We start from the raw sequence: 14,326 nt of genomic DNA, 5'->3' as shown, positions 1-14,326 counted from the left end.
GGCCTTTCCCGAAGTTGTGAAAAAACTGCACCTTAAACTTGTATAAATAACTTTGTTGATATAGCCATTATCTCTCAAGGAAGTTTCGCAGCAGTGGCAGTCTCAAACCTTTGCTATTCCTGACTTCAAAGAAGAAATCCGGGATCTAAGTAATAAATTTTTGTAATTTTTTATATATTTTTATATATTTTGGTATCAATCATTAAGAAGTTAGACTTGCATGGGCATATTAAGTATGCTTACATTGCAAGAGAAACAAATGACAGCTACTTTATCTGGTTATCAAATCCTCGAAACTCTTCACTACGGCGGTAAGACAGTCATTTATCGTGGACGACGAGAAACTGATAACGCTTCGGTCATTATCAAAACTCTTGCTTGCGAACATCCACCTTTAGAAGATATTGCACGACTGCGCCACGAATATCAAATTATTGAACATCTGCAAATTCCTGGCATTGTTAAACCTCACGAGTTAAAGAATTATCAGCATGGTTTGGCTTTGGTTTTAGAAGACATTCCTGGTTGCTTGCTGAAAGAATTGATTGCTACTCAAACAATTAGTTTGATTACTTTCCTGAAGGTGGCGATTAATCTGGCACACACTCTAGGAGAACTCCACGCCCAACAAATTATTCATAAAGATATTAAGCCACACAATATTTTAATTGACCCCGACTCTGGAGAAGTCAAACTGATTGATTTTAGTATTTCCTCACGTCTTGATAAAGAAAATCCTACTTTGAGTAATCCTAATTTGCTCGAAGGTACCCTTGCTTATATGTCGCCTGAACAAACGGGCAGAATGAATAGGGCAATTGACTACCGTACCGACTTTTATTCATTGGGTGTGACTTTGTATGAAATGCTGACGGGTGCTTTACCGTTTAATGCTACCGACCCGATGGAGTTGGTACACTGTCACATTGCCAAAACGCCAGCTGCACCTTGTAGAAAAACTGTGTGTCGTGTTTTGGAAGAGGTGCCAGAGGTAATTAGTGCAATTATTTTGAAGTTATTAGCGAAAACAGCAGAGGAACGCTATCAGAGTGCTTGGGGGCTAAAAGCAGATTTAGAGGAATGCTTGTTTAGGCTGCAAACCACTAGTAAGATTGAAAACTTTGTACCAGGAAGACGGGACAAATCTGGGCAATTTTTGATTCCACAAACTCTATACGGACGCGAAACAGAAGTAGCCATGTTAATGGCTGCGTTTAACCGTGTGGCTTACCCTGCGGAATCCCCCCTTACCAAGAGGGGGGTAGAAATCATGCTTGTCTCTGGTTATTCGGGAATTGGCAAGACAAGTGTGGTTAATGAAGTTCATAAACCAATTGTAGGAGCTAGGGGTTATTTCATTGCAGGTAAGTTTGACCAGTTCAAACGCAATATTCCTTATGCATCTTTGATTGAGGCGTTCCAGTCTTTAATTCAGCAATTATTGACTGAAAGTATTGCCCAAATCCAAGTATGGAAAGAGAAACTGTTAACTGCCTTGGGTGAAAACGGGCAAGTTATTATCGATGTGATTCCAGAAGTAGAATTAATTATTGGGACTCAGCCACCCATAACACAACTCGGTGCAACAGAATCTCAAAATCGTTTCAATCGCGTCTTTGGGCAATTCATTGGCGTATTCACCACTCAAGACCATCCCTTAGTTATATTTCTCGATGACTTGCAGTGGGCAGATTCGGCTTCGCTGAATTTAATTGAGTTATTGATGACCGATCGCGATCGCAAATATCTATTGTTAATCGGAGCATACCGCGATAACGAAGTATCACCCACCCATCCACTCATGCTCAGTTTGGACAAAATTCAAACAGCAGATACTGTGGTGAATAATATTGTCTTGTCACCGTTGCAGTTACCAGATGTAGAACGGTTAATTGGCGATACGTTGAATGACACAGACAGCAGCAAATTACTGGCAGAGTTATTATATCACAAAACCGCAGGCAACCCCTTCTTTTTAACACAACTTCTGAAAACCCTGCATCAGGAAGACTTGTTAACCTATGAGTTTCAATCTGGGGTGTGGCAGTGGAATATACAACAGATTCAGGCGATCGGCATTACTGATCTGAATGTTGTAGAACTAACGGCAAGAAACATTCGCAAACTGTCACTAGAAACGCAAAAAGTGCTGAAATTAGCTGCTTGTATTGGTAACACATTTAACTTAGAAGTATTAGCGATCGTTAATCAAGCATCTTCCCTAACCACTGCGACGCAATTGTGGTCAGCGCTGCAAGCTGGGTTAATTCTGCCGTTAAATCAAGATTATAAAATTCCTTTAGTATTTAATGAAGAGGAATCTGGCGAGATTGCCTTAACTGATATCAAAGTTGACTACAAGTTTTTACATGATAGAGTGCAGCAAGCAGCTTATTCTCTGATTCCTGATCAAGAGAAAAAAGCAACGCATCTCAAAATTGGTCAATTACTACTACAAAATACTTCAAAAGAAGCACGCAAAGAAAATATATTTGCTCTAGTCAACCAACTCAATTATGGTACTGATTTACTAACAATTGAAACAGAAAAATACGAACTAGCCCAACTCAATCTTATCGCAGGTCAGAGAGCTAAAGCAGCCACAGCACACGATTCCGCCGTCAAATATTTGCAAGTGGGTTTGGGACTATTAGCAGAAGATAGTTGGCAAAGTCACTATCAACTAACATTAGCGCTGCATGAAGAAGCAGCAGAAGCAGCATTTTTAAGTGGTGATTTTGCTGCAATGCAGAGATTCATTGCTGTAGTAGAGAACTGCGCCACCTCACTACTAGATAAAGTGAAAATATATGAAGTCAAAATTCAAGCTGATATGGCCCAGAACAAGCTGCTGGAAGCAGTTAATACAGGGCTACAAGCTTTAAAGTTGTTAGGAGTAGAGTTTCCCCAACAGCCAAGTCCATCGCATATTGAACAGGGACTGGCGGAAACTGCATCAATTTTGAGTGGTAAGCCAATTGGAGACTTGCTCAATCTACCTCTAATGAGCGATCCTAATCAACTAGCAACGATGCGGCTGCTGTCAAATATTTGTCCTCCCTCATACATGGCTGCGCCGCAACTGTTGCCTTTATTAGTATGTAAACAGATCAATTTATCCGTTCAATATGGCAATGCTCCTTTCTCTCTTTTTGCATATACCATATATGGTTTTATTCTTTGCAGTGTTCTAGGAGATATAAATTCGGGTTATCAGTTTGGTCAATTGGCTGTAAATCTCGTGTCAAAATTGAATGCTAAAGAAATCAAAGCCAAGATAGAAGTAAATGTAAATTCTACAATCCGACATTGGCAAGAGCATCTAAGAGCAAGCTTAGAACCTTTGCTGTCATCTTACTCTATTGGGCTAGAGACAGGAGATTTACAATATGGCGCTTATGGTTTGTCTGTATACTGCACTCATGCATACTTGAGTGGTAAAGAATTGTCTTTGCTGGAAACAGAAATGGCAACCTCTAGGAATGCGATTCATCTCATCAAGCAACAAACGGTACTTTATGCTCAAGAAATTTTTTGGCAGGTTGTCTTAAACATGAGGGGAAAAGCGGAAAATCCCTGCCTGATTAAGGGTAAAGCTTACGATGAAGAGATGATGCTACCGCTACATCAGCAAAACAACGACCAAATGGCAATTCATTATTTATATTTGCACAAACTTGTGCTTTGTTATGTATTTGAAAATTACTCGGAAGCAGTTAAAAATATTCCTACAGTAGAAAGTTCGTTGAGTGCAGCAATAGGACAAATAAGTTTTGCAATCTTTTATTTCTACGATTCTCTAGTGCATCTAGCAGTGTATGCAGATAGTACAGAATCAGAGCAAAAAAATATTCTTGAACGAGTCAAAACTAATCAAGAAAAAATGCATAAATGGGCACATTATGCTCCCATGAATTTTTTGCATAAATTCTATTTAGTAGAGGCAGAAAAGCATCGGGTTTTAGGTGAAAAATTAGAAGCAATTGAGATGTATGAGCAGGCGATCGCGCTGGCGAAAGAAAACGAGTACATCAATGAAGAAGCCTTAGCCTACGAACTGGCGGCTAAATTTTATCTGTCATGGGGTAAAGAAGCGATCGCCCAAACCTACATGACTAATGCCTACTATACTTATGGTCGTTGGGGGGCTGTTGCGAAAGTCAAAGATTTACAGTCAAAATATCCACAATTAATCACACGCTCTCCAGAAACACAAAAGCTAGAAACAAATTATCTAGAACTGACTCAAACAAGTTCTACAACTACCGGAGGTAATCACATTCTTGACTTGATGACGGTGATGAAAGCCGCTTTAGCCTTGTCAGAAGAAATGGTATTAAGTAACCTGCTGGAAAAATTGATGAAAATTGTCATGGAAAATGCAGGCGCTCAACAAGGTTATTTGATTGCCAAGTATGAGAATGAGTGGAGAATAGAAGCAGCAGGAATAATTACAGGTCAAGATATTAGCGTTGTGGTGAATTCAGAAGATCAAACTAATTCTCCCTTGCTGCCGATTGCCTTATTCAATTATGTAGAAATAACTCAAAACAAATTGGTTATAGATGATGCTGTCAAAGACTCCCGCTTTGCCGCAGATGCTTATATTGTCACCCATCAATGCAAGTCAATTTTGTGTCTACCGCTGATTCACTCTGGCAAATTTACTGGTATTCTTTACCTGGAAAATAATCTGATCAGTAGTGCTTTTACTCCAGAACGAGTGAACGTGCTGAATTTATTGACAGCCCAAATTTCCATTGCGATCGATAATGCCCGTCTCTACACCAATTTGCAAATTTACTCGCAACAACTAGAAGCCAAATCACAAGAACTCGTAGCAAAAAATGAAGCTTTGCAAGCATCAGAAAAGCGAGAACGCGAGAAAGCCGAACAACTCAAACAATATCTGCGTAAACTACAACAAGCCCAAGCTCAACTTGTGCAGACTGAGAAAATGTCAAGCTTAGGGCAATTAGTAGCAGGCGTTGCCCACGAAATCAACAATCCGGTGAATTTTATTTTTGGCAACTTAGCTCATGCCAATGAGTATACCCAAGAGGTACTGAGACTGCTGGAACTTTACCAGAAACATTACCCATTTCCCCATGCAGAGATAGAACAAGAAGCTGTGGCAATTGATTTGGAATTTCTAATGGAAGATTTGCCCAAACTACTGTCTTCAATGCGGGTTGGCGCAGACCGGATTCGTAAAATTGTCGCATCTCTGCGGACATTCTCGCGCATGGACGAAGCCGAGATGAAACCCGTTAATATTCATGAGGGTATCGACAGTACACTGATGATTCTGCAACATCGTCTGAAAGCCAAGTCAGACCGTATCGGTATTGAGGTAATCAAAAAATACAGCGACTTGCCTGTGGTGGAATGCTATGCTGGGGAACTGAATCAAGTATTTATGAATGTGTTGAGTAATGCGATCGATGCTTTAGAAGATTCATTAGCAAGCAGTCAAGGAGAAAGCATTACCCCAACTATTACTATTTATACTGAATTAGTTGATGAACATCATGTTGAAATTCGCATTGCAGACAATGGTCAAGGGATGCCAGAGTTTGTTCGCCAACGCTTGTTCAATCCGTTTTTTACTACAAAACCTGTGGGCAAAGGTACGGGTATGGGCTTATCGATTAGCTATCAAATTGTCACTGAAAAACATCGCGGCTCACTCTCTTGTATATCACAACCAGGAGCCGGAGCAGAGTTTCAAATCCGCATTCCCCTTCGTCAATAAGGATGCAGGTTGTATGATATTGAGTTAGGATTTATGCGAATTTTGGTTAATTAGTTATGATTCCCACAGTCATTGCACCCCACCCCCAACCCCTCCCCTTAGCAAGGGGAAGTCGGGGCCCCCTCTGGGGATTAGGGGCAGGGAGACAAAGCATAGCTTTGGTGGGGTGGGGTTGTTCGTGTTTAGCAAGTAATCAAGCAAACTCGATATTATAACAATTCTAGTTAATTTAGTAGTAACGCACCGCCAAAGATTTGCGGTGCGTTAGGACGTTCCGTCCATAACGCACCCTACTGGCTAACGGAGGTTCAGATTGAGTGTATCCTGCTAATTTCGCAGATATGCGGAAATTATTTGTATTTTCTTGTAGTTATAAAGTTTATGAAATTTATCAAATAAAATAAGCATCTGTCTAAAGATAGATTTTTTATATTTACTCTTTTTGTATGCATTTTTGAAAACTAGTTATGCAAAAATGTTTTTTACTACTCGAAAAATTGCATATTTGTTATCCCGATAAAAATGTTGACTGTAGAATAATCTCAAATCCAATATACATGTTGTATTTTTCAAAAACGTAATATTTTTTATTTTTTTGTAAAAAAAAAGGAAAAGTTTATTGGTTAATAAAAACTTATTTATTCAAGCCTTGACTAATATTTCTACTCAACTTTCTCTGCGAACTGTTCTGATAGTACCCTTTATTCTGCAAATTTCTGCTGCGGTGGGTTTGACAGGTTATCTTTCATTGAAAAATGGACAAAAAGCAGTCAATGATGTCGCAGCACAACTTCAAACTGAAATTAGCCGACGTGTTGAACAGAACCTAAAAAGTTACCTTGAGCCTCTTCACAATCTTAATCAAGCTAACGAAGTAACTATTAGTATTGGTGAATTAGATATACAAAATACTACAAAATTAGAACATTACTTTTTTGAGCAGCTAAAAATATTCGATGGTGTAAATTTAATTGGTTTTGCTAATCTAAACAGAGAGTTATTTTCAGCAGAAAGGTACTCTGATGGCTCACTGACAATTAGAGAATCTAGTAAATCTACTGGCTATGAATTGCGTACCTATAGAACTAATAGTAAAGGTAATCGTCTCAATATCATCGACAGCGGGAAAAACTACAATCCCCAAAAGCGCGATTGGTATCAAAAACCTTTACAGACAGGTAAACAAAGCTGGAGCGAGATTTATCCTCATGTTACTGGTTCTACTTTATATATTGCTGCTAGCCAGCCGATTTATAATAGAAAAGGCAAATTAGTAGGAGTATTGTTGTCCAATCTAAATCTCTTACAAATTGGGGCTTTTTTAAAAAGTTTAAAGATTGGTAAAAAAGGACAAAGTTTTATTATTGAGCGTTCGGGAATGTTAGTGGCAACTTCAACAAAAGAAAAGCCATTCCAGTTCACAAAAGCAGCTATAGCACTGCCAGAAAAAAAAGTAAAGCGACTATTGGCTAAAGATAGTAGTGATGTGATGACGCAAGCCATTGCTAAATATTTAGAAACCAAATTTGGTAATTTTAACTCAATTAAAAGTGAACAGCAATTAGATTTTAAAATAAATGGTAAGCGTCAGTTTATCCAAGTGTTACCTTTCCAAGATCATCGGAAACTTGACTGGTTAATTGTGGTAGTAGTCCCAGAAGATGATTTTATGGAGAAAATTAATACTAATACCCGCACTACTATATTACTTTGTATTATTGCTTTAATAGTGGCTGTTGCTGTTGGTGTTCTAATTTTACGGTGGATAACTCAACCAATTATAACTCTAAAAGAATCTGCTTTAGCACTTACAAAAGGTGAATGGGAAAAGAGGATAGAAATAAAGCGTTCTGATGAGTTGGGGGAATTAGCCAAGTCATTTAATAGTATGGCGCATCAACTCCAAATAAGATTTGTGGAAATGCAGGATTTAAACAAAGCTTTGTTGCAGAGTGAAAGATGCCTGAAGCAATTTCTTGAAGCTGTGCCTGTAGGTATTTCCATACATGATTCTACTGGGCAACTCTACTATGCTAATCGAATTACACAACAGTTACTCGGCATTGAGATATTAGCAGAAGTCGAAAGCGAACAATTAGCAGAATTTTATCAGATTTATCTGGCTGAAAGTGACCAGTTGTATGCTACTGCCCAATTACCAATCATGCGTTCTTTAGCAGGTGAAACTGTTCACGTTGATAATTTAGAACTGCATCAAGACAATAAAATTATCCCTCTAGAAGTTTTTAGCACGCCAATTTTTGATGAGACTGGAAAATTAGTATATGCGATCGCAGCTTCTATTGATATTACTGAACGCAAACAAGCACAGAAGCTCCTAGCTGATTATAATTCTATTTTAGAACAACAAGTTGCAGAACGTACCCAAGAATTACAACAGGAAATCGCTGAACGGTCTATCTTAACAGAACGCAACCGCTTGGCACAGGAAATCCATGATACTTTAGCGCAAGCCTTCGCCGTTGTCATTGTCCACTTAGACACCGCCTCACGGAAACTGACCACAGATATAGAAGCAGCACAGGCATTAATCAAAGCAGGGCGCGACTTGGCGCACTCTGGGCTGACTGAAGCACGCCGTTCCATTAAAGCACTACGCTCACAATTATTAGAAGACGGCGACATTTTTTATGCTCTCAATCGCTTCGCCACACAGATGTTTTCCTCTACCAATACACATATTGTCTGTCAACTAATAGGCGAAATCTATCCTCTACCTCCAGATGTGGAAAACAACTTGTTTCGCATTGGACAGGAAGCATTGACTAATGCTTTCAAGTACGCCAAAGCCGGGGAAATCCAAATTGAACTGGCGTATCAAGAAAGACAGTGCAGCTTGCGAATCAAAGATGATGGACAAGGGTTTGATATGAACAGTGTATCTATTATCAACAGCTTTGGCCTTTTAGTCATGAGCGAACGAGCTGAACGTATTGGCGCAAAGTTAACAATTCAGAGTTCGCCAGGACAGGGAACGGAAGTTTCAGTGTTAGTCTACCGGGAGTAAACCATCATGAGCCAGCCTAATCTTATTCGCATTTTAATTGCTGACGATCATCCGATTCTAGGACAAGCTTTAACAATGTTTCTCCAATGTGAGCCTGATATGACTGTAGTCGGACATGCTTATGATGGGCAAGAAGCGTTAGAACTGTTCCGTCAACATCAGCCAGATGTGGCGCTGATGGATTTGCAAATGCCGAAGATGGAAGGTGCTGATGCGATCGCGACTATCTGTGCTAAGTTTAAACAAGCCCGAATCCTTGTGTTGACTACCTTTGATGGCGATGAAGATATCTATCAGGCACTAGTGGCTGGTGCAAAGGGTTATATCCTGAAGGGGGCGGAACCGAATGAACTCTTGGATGCGATTCGCACCGTTCATCAAGGTAAAAAGTACGTTCCGCCCAGTATAGCAGCCAAGCTAGCCGAGCGAATGGGTAGTGAAGAATTGAGCGATCGCGAGTTGGAGGTGCTGCGCCTGATTGCCAAGGGTAAGAATAACCAGCAGATTAGCGCTGACTTAAATATCGCTGAGAGTACCGTTAGGTTCCATGCTAACAATATTTTCGGCAAGTTGAATGTGAGCGATCGGACTCAAGCCCTAGTCACTGCGCTGCATCGGGGAATTGTCAGGCTGTAGTTGCATCTTCGAGACCTCACATTTTGATAGGTTTAAAACCCAACATTTTGCTAGTGATAATGTTGGGTTTATTTTCTATGCTCAGGATATTCACTTAGTTTTGGTTTGTATAGATGTATGAGGGGCGTTCAAAATACTTGGATGAGGAGTTGAAAAAGGAGCAAGTTTATTCAGACAGGTGATCTTGCAAGTGGAAATTGCGAATATAAATCCTACTCATCTACGTAATTTATACTAAAAATTACTTATTACTTAGAATAAATTATATCTATAAATCATGAATTTTTTAGAGAAACTATTACAAAAAAATAAAGAACAAATTGCCACAGTTATTGTTGAATTTAGTAGGCAAATGTTGTATTTTCCTCTAGGCAGTAAAGCTAAGAAACTAGAAATAACTATTGCTGGCTATCAGGTGGCACAAAGACTATATGCCCATAAGCCTCTTTCCAAAGAATGGGCGTATATTCAAAATCTACTTGGCTATACTTACAGTTTTCGGATGAAAGGTGAAAGAGCGGAAAATTTTGAACTAGCGATTGAAGCTTTTAAATTAGCTTTACAAGTCCGAACTCGTGAGAATTATCCAAAAGAATGGGCAGAAACGCAAATAAATCTTGGCATTACTTACTGTCATCGTATCAGGGGCAACAAAGCTAATAATTTAAGAAAAGCTATTAAGTGTTTCAAATTAGCTTTGAAAGTTTGTACACCTAAGTCTGAACATTGGGCTAAGATTCAAAATGAACTGGGAAATGCTTACCTAAAAATAGAAAAGAAAGGGAAAGTTGATAGTTTACTAAAAGAAGCAGCGATTAATGCTTTCACATCAGCATTAAATGTTTTTTCTAATGAAGAAGATTCTTATGAATGGGCTACGACTCAAAAAAATCTTGGTAATGCTTATCGTCAAAGAAAAGAAGGAAATAAAGATGAGAATCTGGAAAAAGCTATAAAAGCTTTTGAATCAACTTTAAAAATATTTGATAAAAATTCTAACGAATATGGAAGAATTAAAAATAATCTTGGTATTATTTATCTTGAAAAGAGAAATGGGGATAAAAAGGAAAATTTAAAATGTGCAATTCAAGCATTTAAATCTGCTTTAAAAATTTACGTATATGATTATTTTCCTCAAGAATTGGCAATAACTTTAGCTAGTATCGGAAAAGCTTACCTAAGTGCAGAAGAGTACACTAAAGCTTACGAGGCTTTTGCAGATACAATTAATATTGTAGACTTCCTGCGCTTGGAGATAATCTTTGGCTCTGGTATTGAATTTGATAAGCAAAACCTAGCTGAAAAATGGAATCCTCATTATCAAGGTATTCTGGAAGCTTGTTTAAACTTAGCTAAAAAGCAGCCAGATTACTTTGCCCATGCGATAGAATACGCTGAACGTAGTAAAGCTCGCAACCTTGTTGAACTTCTGAATAAAAAAAACTTATATCCTATAGAAAATTGTTATAGTTCAAACAAAAAATTGTACCAAATACATTGTAGAAAGCTTAATATTTTACGGATAGAAATATTAAATAAACAGTGGCAAAAACAAAGTAAACAAAGATTGAGAAAATTTTTACAAGAATCAAATGAGCCGATAAAAGCAATCAAAAAAACTATAGAATGCATCAACAAAGAGTTAGAAAAATTGATGCAAAAACGAGATAATTTAATACAGAAAATCAACAAAATAGACCCAAATTTTAAATTTACCCAAAAGCTTAATGAAATTTCTTTTAGCGAAATTAAAGCCCTTGTTGGTCAACATACTGCAATCATTGAGTGGTATATCACCAATAATCAAATTATCACTTTTATCATTACCCACAATGAAGAGTGGAAGATCAAAAAAGAACCTCCTTTTTGGGCATCTTCATCTGAAGACTTAGATAATTTAATTAAATGGTGTAAAGAATATTTCGAGGCATACTACGCACCGAGGCTAAAAGAATATAAAGATGATAATCAGGAAAATAATAATAAAAAAGCAGAATTAAAAAAGCAGTGGGAAGATGGACTAACTATTCGCTTTCAACAACTAGCAGAGATTCTGCACATAAACGACATCCTTTCTCATATTCCTAAAACCTGCGATCGATTGATACTAGTTCCCCATCGCTTCTTGCACTTGTTGCCTCTTCATGCTCTACCTTTATCTGAAAAACAAGATCAATGCCTTTTAGACAAATTTAAGGGAGGCGTAGGTTATGCTCCTAGTTGCCAATTGCTGCAAATAAGCCAAGGACTACAACGTACTGAATTTAGAGAATTGTTCGCTATACAGAATCCCAAAAATGCTAATTTAAAGTCCCTGGATTATGCCAAGTTAGAAGTTGACGCTATCTGTAAATTATTTTCTGATTCTGAAGTATTGAAACAGGAAAATGCTAGCGAAGTTGCCCTCAAAGAGAGTGATAAGTTGCTTTCATCTCATTGTTGCCACTTTGCTTGTCATGGTAAATTTGATCTAAAATCTCCTGTAGAATCAGCACTCTTATTAGCCGAATATGAGCCAGAACACAAATCCTCAGCGAAAGATCAACAACTAGAAGAAGATGGACGACTTACCCTACGCGAAATTTTTGAACTGACTCTTGATCAATGCCGTCTTGTCACTCTTTCTGCTTGCGAAACAGGCATGGTAGATCCTGATAGCATCAGTGATGAATACATTGGTTTACCCAGTGGCTTCATGTTTGCAGGCAGTCCCAGCGTTGTAGCTAGTCTCTGGAGAGTAGATGACATTTCTACTGCCTTTTTGATGAGCAAATTTTACGAAAACTTAACAGAGCATAGGCAGAAGCCTTTTCAACCAGAAGAGGGTGCAGTAGCAATTGCGCTCAACCAAGCTCAGTGCTGGTTGCGGGATGTAACAAATACAGAATTGATGCAGAGGATCGAGAATCTGCCCCTCAGCCATACTAATAAAGTAAATCTAATCAAGATTTTTAATCAATATGAAAAAAATAATGAGAAACCATTTTACAAACCCTATTATTGGGCTGCATTCTGCGCTATTGGTAAATAAAGGAGTAAGCAAATGACTTCACATGCACAAACCATTAGAGATTTTATTGATTTTTCACAAAAGAATCTTCAACTATTTACAGATGAAATTTCCGCTTCCATAGCCAATATATTACCCAATCTCCCAGATGATATTGAGCAAATATCAGATGCAATATTTGAATGGTGTGAAAAATACCCCGAAATCTACAATGCTTTCACACAGATACCTTCCTCTATTCTAGGAAGCGATCGCGCACCTGGAGGTTATAAAACTGAGCTTACAGTAGAGCAAATTAAAGCCGAGTTAAATAATAGGTTTCCCCAAAGAAAACTACCTTCCCAAGACAAACCTCGCAACCAACCATAATCATTCCTACCTAATAAATGAGCAAAACAGTCTTAGCTCAGGCAAGTCTTACCCTGTACGCCTACCATCTACGAACTGACATTAGTAAAGGAGCAGAGCAGCTCTCAGACGAAGCCGATCAAATTTGGGAAGGGTTGGTAGAACTAGGAAAAACTCTCAATATCTCTCTACTGCAAAACCTTAAACAAAAATTAATCTGCTACAATTCACACGGTGAGTATGAGCCAACAGCAGAAAACCAATTGATATTTCAACGGGGAAGCTTGCTTAAACCAGAAAATAAAGATTTTAAGTTTGATCTGATTAGATCTATAACAGGCAAAAATTTAAAACTCAATGGCGAACTCGGCGCTTTTCGGCTTCACGACACTTACGCTATAGACCTCACTTTGTCATGTGATGATACTATATCTATAAATGAGCTAAAGCAGCTTAATCCAAAAGAACTTTTGCCGCCTCAATATATCCAAGCATCTATAGGTCAAACTTTATTTCTATATGGCAAACTTGCCGCACCTTGTGAAGACGATGAGCAATTAGAGAAATTAGCAGATGATTATGTTGCCCAACTTATGGTTGATGGTATTCAACTTGAACTTAATAGTAAGGGAAAGCTACTAAATAACCTAATTTTTGAATATGAAACTCTGGAAATAGATTCATCCAAACGATGCCACCTTTTGATTTGGTTTATAAATCAATACACTCCAACAGAGAAGCAATTCAAGCAGGTATTTCCGCATTTACTGACTTTACTTTGCGCCCGCCACAAAATATTATCTGCCTATAACGACTATCAACCGTATAATAACGAAGCCAAAAATCTCTACAGCCAATTGGAAGAATACGTTAAGAACTTCGAGAATATTGCAACAAATCAATCCTACAAACTTGAAGATCGACTTAAAGAGTTCAAAAAATTATTAGCAATACTGGCTACAAAAGCAATTGACTATTCTAAATGCCTATGGTACATAGCAGATTACGAGACTACGATTGCTACCAATATTAAGAACTATGAATCTAGCTATAAAAAACTAAGAAAGTTGCCACATAACAATTTATCATTCTTAGAAGAATTTATAGAACTAACCCACAATACGTATGAAGCTCAGTTACAAATTGAGCGGCAGTATCTAGAACCTGATGCTAAGTTACTTCAACAACTAATTGATACAATTCGAGGTATGGTTGCAGTTGATCAGGCTGAATTAGAAGATAAAAAGGCAAAACACGATCGGGAGCATGAAGCTAAGGCTCAAGAACGAGAAAAAAAATTAGAACTACTGATTGCTGGAGTGGGTGCTGGTTTAGCTTTTAGTAGTGTTTCTGCGGCAGTTATGCCTAAACCTAGCGAGACTTTACCACCAGGTTTCAAATGTAGTATTGGTGGTTTCAGTTTCCTAATTGATGTTGGTTTTCATCTGCTGGGGGGGTTGATTTTTGGAAGGTGTATAGTTCTGATATTAGAAAAAATAAGAAGTTCGTCATCGAACTAAATATTAAATTTTTCGAGCAATACTTTGTA

General features: G+C 38.1%; 6 protein-coding genes. All 6 read left to right on the top strand.

Translation table 11 applies throughout. From position 1 onward, the window contains the following. Nucleotides 1-259 precede the first annotated feature (259 nt). Complete coding sequence (locus I8748_RS29880) at nucleotides 260-5,755, top strand: trifunctional serine/threonine-protein kinase/ATP-binding protein/sensor histidine kinase (RefSeq protein WP_198128112.1); 5,496 nt, start codon at nucleotides 260-262, stop codon at nucleotides 5,753-5,755. A gap of 619 nt (nucleotides 5,756-6,374) precedes the next feature. Then, on the top strand, nucleotides 6,375-8,783 hold the full coding sequence (locus I8748_RS29875; protein ID WP_198128111.1) for a cache domain-containing protein: 2,409 nt from the start codon (nucleotides 6,375-6,377) through the stop codon (nucleotides 8,781-8,783). 6 nt (nucleotides 8,784-8,789) lie between these two features. Then, nucleotides 8,790-9,419, top strand: a complete 630-nt coding sequence (locus I8748_RS29870; protein WP_198128110.1) for a response regulator — start codon at nucleotides 8,790-8,792, stop codon at nucleotides 9,417-9,419. Between the two features lie 277 nt (nucleotides 9,420-9,696). Continuing rightward, nucleotides 9,697-12,450, top strand: coding sequence for a CHAT domain-containing protein (locus I8748_RS29865; protein ID WP_198128109.1), 2,754 nt, complete (start codon nucleotides 9,697-9,699; stop codon nucleotides 12,448-12,450). A gap of 12 nt (nucleotides 12,451-12,462) precedes the next feature. Next, on the top strand, nucleotides 12,463-12,798 hold the full coding sequence (locus I8748_RS29860; RefSeq protein ID WP_198128108.1) for a hypothetical protein: 336 nt from the start codon (nucleotides 12,463-12,465) through the stop codon (nucleotides 12,796-12,798). A gap of 17 nt (nucleotides 12,799-12,815) precedes the next feature. After that, complete coding sequence (locus I8748_RS29855) at nucleotides 12,816-14,297, top strand: hypothetical protein (protein WP_198128107.1); 1,482 nt, start codon at nucleotides 12,816-12,818, stop codon at nucleotides 14,295-14,297. The last annotated feature ends 29 nt before the right edge of the window (nucleotides 14,298-14,326 follow it).

It is taken from the genome of Amazonocrinis nigriterrae CENA67 (assembly GCF_016056305.1).
GTDB lineage: Bacteria > Cyanobacteriota > Cyanobacteriia > Cyanobacteriales > Nostocaceae > Amazonocrinis > Amazonocrinis nigriterrae.
Note: the sequence above shows the minus strand (reverse complement) of the source record. Positions and strands in the feature narration are given on the sequence as shown.